The organism is Oribacterium sp. Sow4_G1_1 (assembly GCF_052116105.1).
GTDB lineage: Bacteria > Bacillota > Clostridia > Lachnospirales > Lachnospiraceae > Oribacterium.
This window is the reverse complement of the sequence record NZ_JBQKLS010000012.1, coordinates 1-17,384: the sequence shown is the minus strand read 5'-3', so window position 1 is coordinate 17,384 and position 17,384 is coordinate 1. Positions and strand designations below refer to the sequence as shown.

Genomic DNA, 17,384 nt, shown 5'->3' with positions numbered 1-17,384 from the left:
TTATTTCCAGATCGCTGGATCGATGGCTTCTACGAGGCTTCGGATATCATCTTCCGTGAAGTGCTGGTCTTCCGCTACACAGATGGCGTAGCTGAGGTTCAAGCTGTGATTGCTCCAGGTGGCGACGGAGATCGTATCTCCGTTTCCGCGGATCGTGACGGAGCGACCGCCGCTGGTCAGCGTCTTCTCCTGTGCGTAGCTTGTGTAGTCACCGCTGATGTCTTCGGAGCCACGGCTCTTCCGGATACGGAAGCCCTCCTGCCCGTCGGCATCCTGATAGATAATTTCGAGCATCTCGCCATGCATCGAACGGTAAATACGATGATCAAAATTCTGGTAGCTTTCCGGGAGTTCAATCTGGAGTAGTGCATCGGCTTCTGCCTCTTCCAGTGAATCGAAGTCACTCCATGGGTTCGCCAGCTGCATGCTCTCCTGCGCATCCGAGGAGGCTGCCTCCGGTGTGGCACCGGTTTCCGTCACTGAGGATTTCATCCGCGCACTGCCATCCACTTCCATCGTGCCCTGATCCGCATACGGCGCTGCTTCGGCTGCCATCTCCGGATCACCTTCCGCTGCGGCGACGTCCGGATCTGCGCCGGTTTCCATCCTCGCGGACCTTTCCATCGCAGCTGCGCCTGCAGACTCCTGATCAGCTCCGGTGGCCGCGCTCTCGTCCTCACCATCGATAGCCCTCGCCATATCGCTTCCACCGGTGACGAACGCGACCGGTGCCATCGAGTTGCTGGCTTTTTCTGTCTTCATATATGCTCCGAAGCCGATTACGAGAACCGCAGCGGCCGCGATGATACCCATCGGCTTCCAGCGTTTCTGCGGTTTCATATAGAGGACCTTCGGCTCCGAATGACGATCTTCGTCCGGCATATCTGCTTTCGCTGGCGCCTCCGCTTCCTTCTGTGCGTCCATTTTCGTCTTCTCGACGTCCGCGTGCTTCATCTGCACAAGCGTCGCCGTCTCCACAGCCCCTTCCAAAGCCGCGCTATGTTCTGTATTTTCCGGGGCAGCCTCCGCGATATAGCGATCCTCGATCTCTGTCATCGCGTGCAGGAGCTGCCGCGCCTTTTCTTCTCTCGTCAACATGAGATGCCTTCCTTTTCTAACTCAGCCATGAGCTGTGCGCGCATGCGGCTCAGGGTCATCTTGACCTTACTTTCCGTAAAGCCATAGTCACCGGCGATTTCCTTGATTTCCGAAAGGTACCAGTAGCGGCGGACGAAAAGCTTCCTGTTTTCCGGCTTCTGGTGTTCCAGAAAGCGGTTGATACATTCGGTCAATGTCAACTGTTCCGGAAGCTGATCCGGCTGTCCCGCCCGGGTATCTGCCACGCACTCTGTGAGCTCATCGAGCGCCGCTGCGGGTTCACCCCGGCCACGCTTCTCCGCATGGGTATGCTCCCAGCGATTCAGTGCCAGATTCCGGGTGATCTTTCCGAGGAAGGTCCGGAGCATGGCCGGACGCTTCGGTGGAATCGCACCCCAGGCCCGGAGCCAGGTATCGTTTACACACTCCTCACTGTCCTCGTGACTGTAGAGTATGTTCATCGCGACCGTATGGCAGTACTTTCCGTATTTCTCATTCGTTGCGCTGATCGCGCTTTCCGACCTCGCGAAGTAGAGGTCGAGGATATCCTGATCGTTCATGTTGTGCCCTCTGTTTCTGTCCTTTCACCTATATACACCGGGTACATAGAGTGGCGTCACATACATTTCATAAAAATATACTGAATTTTTTCATCTTTCCATGGGTGGTGTCCCCGGAGCGTTCATGATCCACCGGATCACGGTTCTTTCCCAAGTGGCATTTCTTATATGCATACTTTTTATATTCATTTTACCCGATACCATCTGATCAGGCATCTGAAATCATCCTCGGAATTCTTACGAAAGTATGAAAAAAGCCGCCGGGAAAACCTCCCGACGACTTTTCATCATCACTCATGTACATTTATGCGCTGTAACGGTTGAGATAGCCGGCAGCACCGGATACCTTACCAGCTGCAGCATCATGTGCCTTCTGCACAGATCCACCCTCTGTACTTGCAGCATCGGCTGCAGTGCTTTCTGTCGCGACAGCCACGGTAGCATCCGCACTGTAGCGGTTCAGGTAGCCGGCGGCACCCTCTACCTTACCAGCCGCAGCGTCATGCGCCTTCTGTACGGAATCAGCAGTACCCTCCGTTTCGGACTCTGCCGCGCTGGCTTCACTCTCTGACTCCGCAGCTTCGGTCTCTGCGCCCGCTTCGCCGGCATAACCGAAGGTAGCCGGATCGACATCCGCATCCGCGATCGCCTGTGCTACTGCGTTCTTAATCGCTGTAGACGTGATAGTCGCACCGGAAACCGCATCCACATTCAGACTGTTCTCCGCGACGATAGTACCTGGCAGTGCATCGATCGCCTTCGTTCCGATATCCGGCGTCTCATTCGCCTCGGTCACGGTCACACGGTAAATCTTTTCCGGAGAGAACGCGACCTCAACCTTTACCGGTCCGTCCATACCCTGTGCACTTCCGTTTGCGATGATCGAACCCTCCGGAATCGCGTTCGCATTTCTGGACTGCATACCCGTTGCGATCGCAACGATGATACCTGCACCGATAACCACCAGTGAAACCATATTTGTATTCTTCTTCATTTCCTATTTCCCCTCATCCGTGCCGATTAACCCTAGTGGCACTTTTGTCAAACCATTCATACATTATAACACAGGTAGTTAACAGCAACAAGCAGAGATGCTTTTCAATACTTTCTATAATGACGCAAAAAGCGCCCCTTACGGGACGCTTCCAGCGGATAAAACATCTGTCTTATGTTATATATGTCAAACGGGGAACCGCCCCGATATGACCGTGCTTACTCGACATCCTGAATGTCCTCATAGTCTTCCTCGCCGGTACGTACCTTGACGGCACGCATCACATTGTAAACGAAGATTAGGTATAGCAAAAGGGCGTCTGGAAAAACCAGACGCCCTTGCCCATGAATGGTATTATAGTTATGGCTCCGCACGAAGTCTACTACCATTTAGTTATATCTAAAATGAAATAAGGGAGCCCGCCGTGGTCCTTCACCACAACATAAAGAGCGTCCCTTTCGGGACGCTCTCTGATCGCCATACAGGCATCGTATCAGTTAAAGTACTCCTTCGCTGCACGGAAGAGACCCATATCATAGTTACCAGGTACGTTCTTATACAGTCCGCTGCCCCAGCGCTCTGCGTGACCCATCTTACCGAGGACACGACCATCCGGCGAGGTGATACCCTCGACCGCATAGTAGGAGCCGTTCGGGTTGTACTGGATATCCATGGTCGGATGACCCTCGAGATCCACGTACTGGGTTGCGATCTGACCGTTCTCGACGAGCTGCTGGAAAAGCGCCGGCTCACAGAGGAAGCGGCCCTCGCCGTGAGAGATCGGTACGCTGTAGATGTCGCCCGGCTCCGTGTCAGCAAGCCACGGAGACATGTTCGAAGCGACACGGATGTTGACGATCTTCGACTGGTGGCGTCCGATCGTGTTGAAGGTCAGGGTCGGACAGTGCTCATCGGTATCACGGATCTCACCATACGGTACGAGACCGAGCTTGATGAGGGCCTGGAAGCCGTTGCAGATACCGAGCATGAGACCATCCCGCTTGTTCAGCATATCCATGGTTGCGTTCTTCACTGCCTCATTTCGGAAGAAGGAGGTGATGAACTTCGCAGAGCCGTCCGGCTCGTCACCACCGGAGAAACCACCTGGGATGAAGATCATCTGGGACTCGGCGATCCGCTTCGCAACCTGCTCGACGGAATCACTGATGTCCTGCTTCGTCATATTGCGTACGACGATGATCTCAGGATCGAGTCCTGCGTCGGCGCAGGCCTTCGCAGAATCATACTCACAGTTGTTGCCCGGGAAGACCGGAATCAGGACGTGCGGCTTCTCCACCTGGATGGCCGGAGCGACCCACTCCTTCTCGGTATAATCCGGAATCGTCACATCTGCTGCACTCTCCTCACTGTCCTTCTCGAGGTTCATATTGCAGGTGAAGACCTTCTCAAGCTTATCCTCGTAAGATGCCTCGAGATCACTGAGCTTCAGGGTCTCGTCGTTGTAACGGATCTCTGCATTGTCCGTGGTGACACCGAGGTCTGCCACGATGATGTTCGCTGCCTTCACAGCCGGATCATTATAGATCGCGTCACGGTCTGCTGCGTCACGGAGCTCCAGCAGGAAGCTGCCGTACTGATAGCCGAAGATGTCCTCGACACTCAGGCTCGGTGCGAAATCAAAGCCGATGTCGTTACCCATGCACTGCTTCAGTACCGCCTCGGCGGCACCACCGTAGGTCGGGGTGTAGATGGACGCGAGCTTACCGTCGAGCACGAGCTGATGTACGTACGCGAACAGGGCGAGGAGGGACTCCTTCACCGGAAGCTCATCACGGTACTGCGGCTTCAGCCAGAGCACCGGATGACCGGCTGCCTTGTACTCCGGGCTCACGATGTTCTTCGCATCCTCTGTGGTGATGGCGAAGGAAACGAGCGTAGGCGGAACATCGAGCCTCTCGAAGGTTCCAGACATGGAGTCCTTACCACCGATTGCAGCGATACCGAGGTCGAGTTGTGCGTTAAATGCACCGAGCAGTGCCTCGAGTGGCTGTCCCCAGCGCTCCGGCGTACGACCCGGCTTACCGAAGTACTCCTGGAAGGTGAGGTAGGTATCCTCGAAGCCTGCGCCGGTTGCAATCAGCTTCGCCGCAGACTCAACGACGGCGAGGTACGCACCCTTGTAGCAGTTCTTCTCAGTGATAAACGGGTTATATCCATAGGCCATGACGGATGTGTCATCGGTATGACCCTTTTCAATGGAGATCTTCGCCGCCATCGCCTGTACCGGTGTACGCTGATTCTTACCGCCGAACGGCATCAGCACGGTACCTGCACCGATGGTGGAGTCGAAGCGCTCGCTGAGACCACGCTTGCTGACCACGTTGAGATCCTCGGCCAGTGCCTCATAGTTCTCGGCGAAGCTGCCCCTCACCTCACGGGCAATGTTCTCGCCCGCCGCAGTCGTCACGCTGATGTGCTTCTCGGCACCGTTACTGTTCAGGAAGTCTCTCGAAAGATCGATGACATTCTTTCCGTTCCAGTGGGCGACGAGACGATTGGTGTCGGTGACGTCTGCCACGTGGGTCGCCTCGAGGTTCTCCTCATGTGCGAGCGCAAGGAAGCGCTCCATATCCTCCGGCGCGACCACGACCGCCATACGCTCCTGCGACTCGGAGATCGCAAGCTCTGTGCCATCGAGACCGGCATACTTCTTCGGAACCTTATCGAGGTTGATGTCGAGACCATCCGCGAGCTCACCAATCGCGACGGATACACCGCCAGCACCGAAGTCGTTGCAGCGCTTGATCAGCTTACTTGCCTCCGGATTACGGAAGAGACGCTGCAGCTTACGCTCCTCAGGTGCATTACCCTTCTGCACCTCTGCGCCGTCCTTCTCGAGGGATTCCACATTGTGCGACTTGGAGGATCCGGTAGCGCCACCGATACCATCACGGCCGGTACGACCGCCGAGGAGGATGACGACATCACCCGGTGCCGGAACCTCACGGCGTACGTTCTCTGCCGGTGCGGCTGCGACGACGGCACCGATCTCCATACGCTTAGCGACATAGCCCGGATGATAGATCTCATCGACGAGACCGGTCGCGAGGCCGATCTGGTTACCATAGCTGGAGTAACCGTTGGCCGCGGTCGTCACGAGCTTACGCTGTGGCAGCTTGCCCTTCATGGTCTCCTGTACCGGTACGGTCGGATCGCCGGCACCGGTGACACGCATCGCCTGATATACATAGCTTCTGCCGGACAGCGGATCACGGATCGCGCCACCGATACAGGTGGCCGCACCACCGAACGGCTCGATCTCGGTCGGGTGGTTATGGGTCTCGTTCTTAAAGAGCAGGAGCCAGTCCTGATCCTCGCCATCGACATTGACCTTGATCTTTACGGTGCAGGCATTGATCTCCTCCGACTCATCGAGCTTCTGGAGCTTTCCTTCCTTCTTCAGAACTTTCGCAGCGAGGGTACCGATATCCATGAGGTTGATCGGCTTCGTGCGGTTCAGCTCCTTGCGGGCTGCGATGTAACGATCCCATGCCTTCTGGAGCGCCGGATCAGCGAAATCGACATGATCGATCGTGGTCAGGAAGGTGGTATGACGGCAGTGATCGGACCAGTAGGTATCGATCATGCGGATCTCCGTGATGCTCGGATCACGATGCTCGGACTTGAAGTAATCACGGCAGAACTCGAGATCGTCGAGGTCCATCGCGAGGCCCTTCTCCTGACGGAAGGCATCGAGCTCCTCGTTCGGTGCATCGATGAAGCCCGTGAGGGTCTCGACCTCGGTCGGGATGTCATACTTTACATCCAGGGTCGCATAGGTGTCGAGGGAAGCCTCTCTCGACTCTACCGGGTTGATGACATACTTCTTGATTTCTGCGATCTCATCCGCGCTGAGCTCTCCGTAGAGGAGGTACACCTTCGCGGAACGTACCTTCGGGCGCTCACCCTGGGTGAGGATCTGGATACACTGTGCGGCAGAGTCTGCGCGCTGGTCGAACTGACCCGGCAGGAACTCGACGGCAAACACATACGCACCGTCCTGCTTCGGAAGCTCAGTCGATACATCATCGAGCTGCGGCTCGCTGAGGACGAGCTGTACAGCCTTATCAAAGGTCTCCTGGTCCAGTCCCTCGACGTCGTAACGGTTCAGAAGCCGTACGTCCGTGAGGTTCTTGATCAGAAGGATGTGACGGATATCATGGCGGAGTCCCTGTGCCTCGTGGCGGAGACCCTGCTTCTTCTCAACATAAATTCTATTTACCATGGATCGTAATCCTCCTTAACTCAGTGCCTTCAGTGCACGCTGTCCTATGTCCTTCCGCATGTGCATCTTTTCGAAGCTGACCTTCGCTGCACTTGCATACGCCTTATCGATGGCCTCCTTCAGAGTCGGTGCGGTCTCAACGACGCCGAGCACACGACCGCCGTGGGTATAGAGCTTTCCATCGCGGAGGTCTGCACCTGCGACGTAGACATGATCCACCTGATCGACACCCGTGATCTCGAAGCCGGACTCGTACGCCACCGGATATCCGCCGGATGCCTCGATGATACAGCAGGCGGATTCATCCTTCCACTTCACTTCGACATCCGCGAGTCTGCCCTCGGTGACGGCCTGCATGATGGTCAGCAGGTCAGAATCCAGCAGCGGCAGTACGACCTGCGCCTCCGGATCGCCGAAACGGCAGTTGTACTCGATAACCTTCGGGCCATCCTTCGTCAGCATGAGACCGAAGTAGAGGCAGCCCTTGAAGGTGCGGCCCTCACTCTTCATCGCTTCGATGGTCGGCTTGAAGATGGTCTCCATGCAGACAGCGGCGATCTCCTTCGTGTAGTACGGGTTCGGTGCGATGGTGCCCATACCGCCGGTATTGAGGCCCTCATCGTTGTCATTGGCACGCTTGTGATCCATGGAGCTGATCATCGGCACGACGACGTTACCGTCGGTAAAGCTGAGGACGGAGACCTCCGGACCCTCGAGGTACTCCTCGATGACGATCTGGTCGCCGGAGTGGCCGAACTTGTGCTCTGCCATGATGGTCTTGATGCCTTCGATCGCCTCTTCACGGGTCATCGCGATGATGACACCCTTTCCGAGTGCGAGTCCGTCCGCCTTGATGACGGTCGGGATCGGGCAGGTCTCGACATATGCTTCTGCAGCATGAATATCGGTGAATACCTCATAGCCCGCGGTCGGGATGTGGTACTTCTTCATCAGGTTCTTCGAGAATACCTTCGAGCCCTCGATGATCGCTGCCTTGCCCTCCGGTCCGAAGGCCGGGATGCCGGCTGCCTCGAGTGCATCGACCATGCCCGCAACGAGCGGATCATCCGGTGCGACGACCACATAATCCAGCTTCTGTTCGACGGCGAACTTTACGACGCCCTCGACATCGGTTGCCTTGATCTCTGGTACGCACTCGGCGTCTCTTGCGATACCGCCGTTGCCAGGGATCGCATAGAGCTTCTCGACCGAAGGATTCTTCTTGATTGCTTTGATGATGGCATGCTCACGTCCGCCACCACCTACGACGCCAATTCTCATCGTTTATGCCTCCTGTTCACGCTTCTGTTCACGGATTTCCTTACTCATCAGCTCGGCTGCGGCCGGCAGAAGCTTCCACTCCGCCTGCTCCATCACGCGCTTCTGAAGGATCTCGGGCGTATCGCCTTCCTCGATCGCGACGGCCTTCTGGAGAAGGATACGTCCGCCATCCGGAATTTCGTTTACGAGATGTACGGTTGCACCGGTCACCTTCACACCGTAGGCGAGTGCGGCCTCATGCGGGCGAAGCCCGTACATGCCCTTGCCGCAGAAGCTCGGGATCAGGGACGGATGGATGTTGATGATGCGATCCGCATACGCATGGATGAAATCCGGGCCCAGGATCGTCAGATAGCCGGCCAGGATGACGAGGTCGATGCTGTGGGACTGTAAGGTTTCGATCAGCTTCGGCTCATCCTTATGCACGACGGTATGCTCGATGCCGGCCTTCTCTGCACGTTCCAGTGCATAGATCCCCTCACGGGAGCCGACGACGAGGACGATCTCGCCATCCGGGATCTCACCACGATGCTGTGCATCGATCAGCGCCTGGAGGTTGGTACCACCGCCGCTGACCAGCACGGCAATTCTAGTTTTATTCTTCATTTGTATATATCCCTCTCAATCTACAAGGAGACAATGCCATTATATGCGCCTTCGGGCGCACCCCATGTGATTAATGGTGGAAGAGACGCATGCCGGTGAAGCACAGCACCATACCGTACTTATCCGCGGTCTCGATGACATTGTCATCACGGATGGATCCGCCCGGCTCTGCGATGTAGCTGACACCGGACTTCCGTGCACGCTCGACATTGTCACCGAACGGGAAGAACGCGTCGGAGCCGAGGGCCGTTCCGGTGAGTGTAGCGAGGTACGCCTTCTGCTCTGCTCTCGTAAATGGAGCCGGCTGCTCGGTGAAGTACTGCTGCCATGCGCCATCCTTCAGGACATCCTCGCACTCCTCGGAGAGGTATACGTCGATGACATTGTCCCGATCGGCACGACGGAGGCCCTCCTTGAACGGAAGGTTCAGGACGCGGTCGGTCTGACGAAGGTGCCAGTGATCCGCCTTATCACCTGCGAGACGTGTGCAGTGCACTCTGGACTGCTGTCCGGCACCGACACCGATGGCCTGACCATCCTCTGCATACGCTACGGAGTTGGACTGCGTGTACTTGATGGTGATGAGGGCGATGGTCATGTTGAGACGCGCCTCCTCGGTGAGCTCCTTGTTCGCACTCACGATGTTTGCGAAGGCCTCCTCGGTCACCTTGTACTCGTTGCGGCCCTGCTCGAAGGTCACACCGAATACCTGCTTGTGCTCGACCGGATCCGGGCGGTAGCTCGGGTCGATCTTGATGATATTGTAGTTTCCCTTCTTCTTCGTCTTCAGGATCTCGAGCGCTTCCTCCGTGTAGCCTGGGGCAATGACGCCATCCGACACTTCGCGGTGGATGATGCGTGCGGTCGTCGCATCACAGGTATCCGACAGGGCGATGAAGTCACCGTAAGAAGACATACGATCGACACCACGTGCTCTCGCATACGCACAGGCCAGCGGAGACTCGTCGAGTCCTTCGATATCGTCTACGAAGCAGGCCTTCTTCAGCTTGTCGGAAAGCTTCCGTCCGATCGCGGCACCGGAAGGAGAAACGTGCTTGAAGGATGCGGCGGCGACCATGCCGGTGGCTTCCTTGAGATCGGAAACCAGCTGCCAGCTGTTCAGTGCGTCGAGGAAGTTGATATAGCCAGGACGGCCATTCAGAATCTCGATCGGAAGATCAGAGCCGTCGTGCATGTAGATCTTCGCCGGCTTCTGATTCGGGTTCATACCATACTTTAATTCAAACTCTTTCATCGCTGCCCTCTCCTCTTATGCGTTCACCTTTGTGAACTTGTTAATCATTCTGTTTGTTACGCTACCGTCTACGACATTGATATAGCGTACGTACATGGAAATCTTATTATCCTCGTTCAGGCTGTTCCAGATCGCCTCTGCGAACTCCTCCGCGCTGTTCGGGATCGCGACACGCTCCGGCTCTCCCTCGAAGGTCGGAATCGGATTACCGTTCTGTTTGTAGGTATGGATGAAGTGGCCAAGACCATTCTGCAGCTTGTAGCTGTAGGTATAGCGTGCACAGTCGGTGCCCTCTGCATCCTGGGACTTGAGAATCGACATCTTATAGCGGTCGGAATCATCGAGCATCACGAGGCCGCTGATACGCGGTGTCCAGTTCGGACCATCCGGCTCGAATTCACGTGTTTCGAGGGCTTCCTCGAAGGTGTTGCCCTCCTTCAGGAAATCATAGATGGTATCCGTCTGATCGCCGTTGGTCACGATCAGATTATCACCGATCTTACGGATCGGGCTGTAGATGATGAGGCTCGGGTCCTCGACCTTGCTGGCGTCTGCCGGGTAGATGGTGACGGTGTCACCATCCTCGATAAATAAGCGGTTTCTGGAGTTTGCGCTACGCCCCATGATGAAGTAAGCGATGGCGATGGACTGTCCATCCGCGGACTTGCCGATCACGATGCCACGGCCAGGGTACTCGTTGTTTTTCAGCAGCTCTGGAAGCTGTGCTACATCATATGTTGCCATGTTTTTACTCTCCTTACTCTAAAACGACCTTATCGTCGGACGCGATGATCTCACCGAGGTGGTATGCCTCGACACCATTTGCACGAAGTACCTCGAGTGCTGCCGCCTCATCCTCCTTCGCTACGACAACGCTCATGCCGACACCCATGTTGTAGGTATTGAACATATCGTGTGTGGATACATCGCCGGTCTTCTGAATCAGCTTGAAGATCGGAAGCACGCGTACGTCATCCATACGGATCTTTGCACCGAGGCCATCCGGGATGGATCTCGGGATATTCTCATAGAAACCACCGCCGGTGATGTGGCTGATGGCCTTCACAGTCACCTTCTCAAGCAGCTGGAGCACCGGCTTTACATAGATGACGGTCGGTGTCAGCAGGGTCTCACCGAGGGACTGACCACCGAGCTCCTCGAGCGGCTTACGAAGCTCCTCCTTCGTGATATGGTCGATGTCGAAGACCTTACGTACCAGTGAGAAACCGTTGGAGTGCACACCGGAGCTTGGAAGTGCGATCACGACATCACCTGCCTTCATGGAGTTGTTGTCGATGACCTTCTCCTTATCCACGATGCCGACAGAGAAACCGGCGAGATCGAACTCATCCTCCGGATAGAAGCCCGGCATCTCTGCCGTCTCACCACCGATCAGCGCACTGTCACTCTGAACACAGCCCTCGGCTACACCCTTTACGATGTCGGCGATCTTCTCTGGCACGTTCTTGCCGCAGGCGATGTAGTCGAGGAAGAACAGTGGCTTCGCACCACAGCAGATGACATCGTTTACACACATCGCAACGCAGTCGATGCCGACGGTGTCATACTTCTCCATCAGGAAGGAGATCTTCAGCTTCGTGCCGACACCGTCGGTACCGGACACGAGAATCGGGTGCTTGTAGCCCTCCGGAAGCTCGAACAGACCGCCGAAGCCGCCGAGACCGGATGCGACACCCTCGGTCATGGTTCTCGCGACGTACTGCTTCATCAGCTCTACGGACTTGTAGCCGGCCGTGATATCAACACCTGCCTCCTTGTATGCCTCACTGTAGCTCTTTGTATTCATATCTAAACTCCTTTATCGTTTGATCGTCATGATACTTCGAATGACATTTTATCGTGAAATGTCATGATATTATTTCATTCGGATAGCTTATATGGATATTTCGTGTGGATACGTTTATTCCATGCGTCTCTTCCATGCCTCACGTGGCTTATGCATTGGCCTCGCTGTTCGGATTCCACTTCTTGTTCGGGTCATCCGTGTGTGCATCTCTCCAGGCCTTTGGAATCTTCTCTTCGAAACGATTCTTCTCGCTGACGCTTGGCAGCTCCGTTGAATACTGACCATTGAAGCACGCGGCACAGTAGCCTGCATTCGGATCATTCTTCGCGATACGGAGCACATTCTCCACACTGAGGTATCCGAGCGAATCAACCCCGATGATCTTCGCAATCTCATCGACGGTATGGTGGCAGGCGATCAGATTGTCCTGACTGTCGATATCGGTTCCATAGTAGCAAGGGTACAGAAATGGCGGTGCGGTTATACGCATGTGGATTTCCTTCGCGCCGGCCTCCCGCACGAGCTTGACGAGACGTGCGCTGGTGGTTCCACGTACGATAGAGTCATCGATCAGGACGACACGCTTGCCCTCGATTTCGGAGCGGATCGTGTTCAGCTTGATCTTGACGAGATTCTCACGCTCCGTCTGTCCTGGTGCGATGAAGGTTCGTCCGATGTACTTATTCTTGATGAGACCGATACCATACGGGATACCGGACTTCCGGCTGTAGCCGACCGCGGCATCGAGGCCGGAGTCAGGAACGCCGATCACGACGTCTGCATCGACCGGATGCTCCTCTGCGAGGAACTCACCGGCACGCATTCTGGCATCGTGTACAGATGCACCATCGATGATGGAATCCGGACGTGCGAAATAGATATACTCGAAAACGCAGGTAGACGGTTTCACCGTCTTGCAGTGATCCTTGATGGAGCGGAGACCATTCTGGTCCATGACCATGATCTCACCCGGCTCGAGGTCACGCACCAGCTTCGCACCGACTGCATCGAGTGCACAGGACTCACTGGCAAATACGACGGAACCGTCCTCGGTTTCACCATAGCAGAGCGGACGGAAGCCATGCGGATCACGTACGGCGATCAGCTTCGACGGCGACATGATGACCAGAGAGAAGGCACCGTGCAGCTTCTCTACAGAATTGGTCACCGCCTCTTCGATCGACTTCGTCTTCAGACGCTCACGCGTGATGACATACGAGATCGCCTCGGTATCCGTAGTGGACTGGAAGATACAGCCCTCCAGCTCGAGGTTACGGCGAAGCTCTGTGGAATTGACCAGATTTCCGTTATGACAGAGTGCCATACGGCCCTTCACATGATTTACGACGATCGGCTGCGCATTGATACGGTTTGTGATGCCGGAGGTGGAGTAACGCACGTGACCGCAGGACATCTGTCCGTCGCCCAGACGGTCGAGCTGTTCCTTCGTCATCGCCTCGCTGACGAGACCGAGCTCACGATAGAAACGGAAGACACCCTCGTCGTTTACGACGATACCGGCCGATTCCTGGCCACGGTGCTGTAACGCAAACAGCCCATAGTAGGTCAGTCTTGCAAGTGGCTTGGTTGTCTTCGAGTACATGCCAAATACGCCACACTCGTCATTAATTTTTCCCATAGATTCCCCTTTAGATGTATAGAAATATAATTGCGCCTGCGATGGTCATGAAATAAAGTACGTTTATGTGCATGCCTCCGATACTGCCGGCGCGTAATCGTTACTATGTGTGATTTCGCCCCTACCGATCGCTCAGCTGTTAAACTGCGCCTCGATGGCGGCATTCTTCTCCAGGATCGTCTGATGATTCTTATCACGCTCATCCTGAAGCTTCTGTGCGAGTGCGGCATCTTCGATCGCCAGCATCTCGATGGCGAGCAGTGCTGCGTTCTTTGCGGTATTGACGCCGACCGTGGCAACCGGAATTCCAGGTGGCATCATGATCGTGGAAAGAAGTGCATCCATGCCCTCAAGTACCTTCGATGAACATGGGATACCGATCACCGGAAGTGTGGTATTCGCTGCGATGGCACCTGCGAGGTGCGCAGCCATGCCGGCAGCGGCGATGATGACACCGAAGCCGTTTTCACGTGCGGATTTCGAGAACTGTGCAGCCTCCTCCGGTGTTCTGTGGGCACTGTATACATGAACTTCAAAAGGTACTCCGTACTCCTTCAGGACACTGATGCCTTTTTCAACTACTGGAAGATCTGAATCACTTCCCATGATGATCGCAACTTTTTTCATGCAAACTCCTTTCCTGATCCGTGGAAGCACCGCTTCCGATATCACTCTGAATACGTCCGCCCGGAGGGCATCACAGAGAACTCATGCCAGAAGCGTGAGCCTGTAATCAACAACAAAAAGAGGGAACAGCGCAGGCTGTTCCCCCTTCTATTATTTTACGGTATTCGAATAGATGTCGTTATTAATTTCGCAGCTTACACTAAGCCCGATAAATCCGGCCTGTCCTGAGAATCCGAGTGCACACATCGCTAAAAGGTGATTCGTATGTCTGTTTCCAGCCATGTGCTTCATCCCCAAATCCTTTCGCCCGAGAAACTTGTGAACAACGACAACAAAATTATATTAGATGCCGTCTGCTCCGTCAAGCTGTCACTTTGCCATTTTAAGAAGGATTTCGTTTGAACGGCTTATGAACTTTGTCATCTCGTCTGCACTCAGCGGGGACTGCTGCAGCTTCGCAAGATCGTAGAGCTGCTCGGAGATCATGTCGACGGTCTCCTTCGCTGCTTCATCCGTACGATGCTCGATCAGATACTGTACCAGCGGATGTTCGGTATTGAGAATCAGTGTCTCATCGACCGGCATATCGCTCATCGGCATACCACTCATCGCATACATCTTCATCATGTCATTCATACGACGGCTCTCCTCGGAGATGGAAAGCATCGCCGCGATGGAGGACTGTGTCAGCTTCTGAAGCTTTACCGTCAGCTTATCCTTCTTCGATGCGGCACGGATCTCGGTTTCCAGATCCTTCTGCTGCTCGTCGAGGGTCTTCTGCTCATCCGCACTTACCGCTGCCTTGAACTCCTCACTGAGATCAGCATCGATTCTGCGGAAGTGAACGCCCTGGTTCTTCGCTTCGAGCTCAGAGATGAACGGCTGGTCGATGCGCTCCGGCAGGATGACGGCATCCTTACCTGCATTCTTAAACATCGCGATGTACTGACTCTGCTGAACAGGGTCGGTGACATAGTAGATGACCTTGTTCTTTTCAGGCTTGTCACTGTTCTCCGCGGTCTTCGCTGTATCTCCCGTGGAAGCAGCCGTCTCGTCCGCTGCGCTGTTCTCAGCACCGGCCTTTTCTGTGGCTTCGTCGACGTCACTCTTCTCGACTTCGAGGCACTCCGGCAGGGCGAGGAACTTACCGTTGATGTCCTTGAAGAGGATGTAATCGGTCATCTTCTTACAGAACTTATCGTCGCGGAGGCAGCCGTACTTGATGAATGGTGCGATATCGTCCCAGTACTTCTCATAGTTCTCACGATCGGTCTTGCAGAGGCCGGACAGCTTATCGGCGACCTTCTTTGTGATGTAATCCTGAATCTTCTTTACGAAGCCGTCGTTCTGGAGCTGGGATCTCGATACGTTCAGCGGCAGATCCGGACAGTCGATGACGCCCTTCAGGAGCATCAGATACTCCGGGATGACTTCCTTGATGTTGTCTGCGACGAAGACCTGGTTGTTATAGAGCTTGATGATACCCTCGGCAGACTCATACTCCATGTTGATCTTCGGGAAGTAGAGGATGCCCTTCAGGTTGTACGGGTAATCCATGTTCAGATGGATCCAGAACAGCGGCTCCTTATAGTCGCGGAATACCTTATGATAGAAGTCGATATACTCTTCCTTCGTGCACTCGGATGGCGTCTTCCCCCAGAGCGGATGTGTATCGTTCAGGAGCTGCGGACGCTTCTCGATCTTCAGCTTCGCCGGTGTCTTCGTCTCCTTGCCATCAGCATCCTTCTCGACCTTCTCAGGGATCTCCTCTACGACGACATCACCGTCCTTCTTCTGATCCGCCTGGATCGTCTCAGTGTCCTTCGGAAGCTTCGTGATATAGACCTCGACCGGCATGAAGGAGCAGTACTTCTCGATGATCTCACGCATCTCCCACTCGTTATCGTACTTGAGACAATCGTCGTTCAGATGGAGGGTGATGGTGGTACCGACGGTTTTCTTGTCGCCATCGGTCATCTCATATTCCGTACCGCCGTTGCAGGTCCAGTGAATCGCTGTCGCATCCTGCTTATAGGACAGAGTGTCGATGTCGACCTGATCTGCAACCATGAAGACACTGTAGAAGCCGAGGCCGAAGTGTCCGATGATCTGATCATCGTTGGCCTTATCCTTATACTTGTTGATGAAGTCCGTCGCACCGGAGAAGGCGATCTGATTGATATACTTCTCGACCTCCTCTGCGGTCATACCGATACCGTTATCCTGGAAGGTGATGGTCTTATGCTCGGAATCGACGATCACATCGACTCTGCCCTTATAGTCTGCAGGCTTCGTCCACTCGCCGATGAGGCTCAGCTTCTCCAGCTTCGTGATCGCATCACATGCGTTGGAGATCTCCTCACGTACGAAGATATCCTGATCGGAATACATCCACTTCTTGATAATCGGGAATATGTTTTCAGAATTGATCGAAAGTGTACCCTTCTGTGCCATAACATTTACCTCTTATACTATGTAGATTTCATCTCGTATCGTCCTTCTTCGTGCCGGACAGACGCATACTGTCCATTGAAGGCGGATACAGATGATTCATTTTATTCACAACGAAAAGAAGTATAGCACCGATGTTAGCACTCTACAAGCTGTACTGCTAATAATTCATAGATAATTCATAATTAGTGTATCAGATCAGCCAAGGGGACCCGGAGGGGCTGATCTGATACACTAATTAGAAGAATTAAAAAAGGCCCCATCACTGGGGCCTGAAGCGTGGAACTGCGGGGACTCGAACCCGGGACCGATCGGTTATGAGCCGACTGCTCTAACCAGCTGAGCTACAGTTCCATCTTATATAAATATCGAGGAATCGATATTCATCAGTTTAAAAAAGCCTTAGCTCTGAAAGCTAAGGCTGAAAGCCGGGATTCGGACTCGAACCGAAGACCTACTGATTACAAATCAGTTGCTCTACCAACTGAGCTATACCGGCACAACTCCCCCAGTCGGACTCGAACCAACGACACCGCGGTTAACAGCCGCGTGCTCTACCGACTGAGCTATGGAGGAATAGCTGCCCCGCGAAGGGAACAAATTATATATATCGTGCCTTGAAAACTATATACCGCTTATATATTATTCTGTAGATAAAACATCAAACCTACCAGCACATCTACTGTCGTAGATGCCGCATACTCGTGAATGTGGAAGTAAATCTTCACGCTTCACTCGTCTTGCGCACATTGGATAAGCCCTCGACCTATTAGTAACTATCACCTGAATGCTTTGCAGCACTTACAGCTTAGCCCTATCA

General features: G+C 54.5%; 12 protein-coding genes and 3 tRNA genes. All 15 read right to left on the bottom strand.

What is annotated here, in order from left to right; all coding sequences use genetic code 11:
* Nucleotides 1-1,098 carry a hypothetical protein gene (locus ACTQ52_RS08555; RefSeq protein ID WP_441982346.1) on the bottom strand — a complete coding sequence of 366 codons (1,098 nt, stop codon included), beginning with the start codon at nucleotides 1,096-1,098 and terminating at the stop codon, nucleotides 1-3.
* Complete coding sequence (locus ACTQ52_RS08550) at nucleotides 1,092-1,658, bottom strand: RNA polymerase sigma factor (protein WP_410043761.1); 567 nt, start codon at nucleotides 1,656-1,658, stop codon at nucleotides 1,092-1,094. The genes ACTQ52_RS08555 and ACTQ52_RS08550 overlap by 7 nt, the downstream gene beginning before the upstream one ends.
* Before the next feature lie 304 nt (nucleotides 1,659-1,962).
* Nucleotides 1,963-2,652 carry an FMN-binding protein gene (locus ACTQ52_RS08545; RefSeq protein WP_410043762.1) on the bottom strand — a complete coding sequence of 230 codons (690 nt, stop codon included), beginning with the start codon at nucleotides 2,650-2,652 and terminating at the stop codon, nucleotides 1,963-1,965.
* 493 nt (nucleotides 2,653-3,145) lie between these two features.
* Nucleotides 3,146-6,898 (bottom strand): phosphoribosylformylglycinamidine synthase, encoded by a 3,753-nt coding sequence (locus ACTQ52_RS08540; RefSeq protein ID WP_441982345.1) that lies wholly within the window; start codon nucleotides 6,896-6,898, stop codon nucleotides 3,146-3,148.
* A 15-nt stretch (nucleotides 6,899-6,913) separates the two neighbouring features.
* A complete protein-coding gene (gene purD, locus ACTQ52_RS08535; RefSeq protein ID WP_410043764.1) occupies nucleotides 6,914-8,179 on the bottom strand; it encodes a phosphoribosylamine--glycine ligase in 1,266 nt (421 codons plus the stop codon).
* Nucleotides 8,180-8,182: 3 nt separating this feature from the next.
* On the bottom strand, nucleotides 8,183-8,785 hold the full coding sequence (gene purN / locus ACTQ52_RS08530) for a phosphoribosylglycinamide formyltransferase (protein ID WP_410043765.1): 603 nt from the start codon (nucleotides 8,783-8,785) through the stop codon (nucleotides 8,183-8,185).
* A gap of 70 nt (nucleotides 8,786-8,855) precedes the next feature.
* A complete protein-coding gene (locus ACTQ52_RS08525; RefSeq protein WP_410043766.1) occupies nucleotides 8,856-10,040 on the bottom strand; it encodes a phosphoribosylaminoimidazolecarboxamide formyltransferase in 1,185 nt (394 codons plus the stop codon).
* A gap of 15 nt (nucleotides 10,041-10,055) precedes the next feature.
* Entirely contained in the window at nucleotides 10,056-10,784 is a 729-nt protein-coding gene (locus tag ACTQ52_RS08520; RefSeq protein WP_441226863.1) for an IMP cyclohydrolase, read from the bottom strand.
* 13 nt (nucleotides 10,785-10,797) lie between these two features.
* Nucleotides 10,798-11,847: a phosphoribosylformylglycinamidine cyclo-ligase gene (gene purM / locus ACTQ52_RS08515; RefSeq protein WP_410043768.1), complete on the bottom strand. Its 1,050-nt coding sequence runs from the start codon at nucleotides 11,845-11,847 to the stop codon at nucleotides 10,798-10,800.
* A 148-nt stretch (nucleotides 11,848-11,995) separates the two neighbouring features.
* Nucleotides 11,996-13,486, bottom strand: coding sequence for an amidophosphoribosyltransferase (gene purF / locus ACTQ52_RS08510; protein WP_441226862.1), 1,491 nt, complete (start codon nucleotides 13,484-13,486; stop codon nucleotides 11,996-11,998).
* A 132-nt stretch (nucleotides 13,487-13,618) separates the two neighbouring features.
* Nucleotides 13,619-14,113 carry a 5-(carboxyamino)imidazole ribonucleotide mutase gene (purE, locus tag ACTQ52_RS08505; RefSeq protein WP_410043770.1) on the bottom strand — a complete coding sequence of 165 codons (495 nt, stop codon included), beginning with the start codon at nucleotides 14,111-14,113 and terminating at the stop codon, nucleotides 13,619-13,621.
* 369 nt (nucleotides 14,114-14,482) lie between these two features.
* Nucleotides 14,483-16,567, bottom strand: a complete 2,085-nt coding sequence (htpG, locus tag ACTQ52_RS08500) for a molecular chaperone HtpG (protein ID WP_441982344.1) — start codon at nucleotides 16,565-16,567, stop codon at nucleotides 14,483-14,485.
* A 277-nt stretch (nucleotides 16,568-16,844) separates the two neighbouring features.
* A tRNA-Ile gene (locus ACTQ52_RS08495) sits at nucleotides 16,845-16,918 on the bottom strand.
* A 72-nt stretch (nucleotides 16,919-16,990) separates the two neighbouring features.
* A tRNA-Thr gene (locus tag ACTQ52_RS08490) sits at nucleotides 16,991-17,063 on the bottom strand.
* 4 nt (nucleotides 17,064-17,067) lie between these two features.
* Nucleotides 17,068-17,140: transfer RNA gene (locus tag ACTQ52_RS08485), tRNA-Asn, on the bottom strand.
* Between the last annotated feature and the right edge of the window lie 244 nt (nucleotides 17,141-17,384).

Excerpts from the sequence above, each read along its gene's own strand:
- ACTQ52_RS08550 (WP_410043761.1), bottom strand. The coding sequence starts at position 1,658 with ATGAACGATCAGGATATCCTCGACCTCTACTTCGCGAGGTCGGAAAGC.
- ACTQ52_RS08520 (WP_441226863.1), bottom strand. The coding sequence starts at position 10,784 with ATGGCAACATATGATGTAGCACAGCTTCCAGAGCTGCTGAAAAACAAC.
- ACTQ52_RS08555 (WP_441982346.1), bottom strand. The coding sequence starts at position 1,098 with ATGTTGACGAGAGAAGAAAAGGCGCGGCAGCTCCTGCACGCGATGACA.
- purN (WP_410043765.1), bottom strand. The coding sequence starts at position 8,785 with ATGAAGAATAAAACTAGAATTGCCGTGCTGGTCAGCGGCGGTGGTACC.
- purE (WP_410043770.1), bottom strand. The coding sequence starts at position 14,113 with ATGAAAAAAGTTGCGATCATCATGGGAAGTGATTCAGATCTTCCAGTA.
- ACTQ52_RS08540 (WP_441982345.1), bottom strand. The coding sequence starts at position 6,898 with ATGGTAAATAGAATTTATGTTGAGAAGAAGCAGGGTCTCCGCCACGAG.
- htpG (WP_441982344.1), bottom strand. The coding sequence starts at position 16,567 with ATGGCACAGAAGGGTACACTTTCGATCAATTCTGAAAACATATTCCCG.
- purF (WP_441226862.1), bottom strand. The coding sequence starts at position 13,486 with ATGGGAAAAATTAATGACGAGTGTGGCGTATTTGGCATGTACTCGAAG.
- ACTQ52_RS08545 (WP_410043762.1), bottom strand. The coding sequence starts at position 2,652 with ATGAAGAAGAATACAAATATGGTTTCACTGGTGGTTATCGGTGCAGGT.
- purD (WP_410043764.1), bottom strand. The coding sequence starts at position 8,179 with ATGAGAATTGGCGTCGTAGGTGGTGGCGGACGTGAGCATGCCATCATC.
- purM (WP_410043768.1), bottom strand. The coding sequence starts at position 11,847 with ATGAATACAAAGAGCTACAGTGAGGCATACAAGGAGGCAGGTGTTGAT.
- ACTQ52_RS08525 (WP_410043766.1), bottom strand. The coding sequence starts at position 10,040 with ATGAAAGAGTTTGAATTAAAGTATGGTATGAACCCGAATCAGAAGCCG.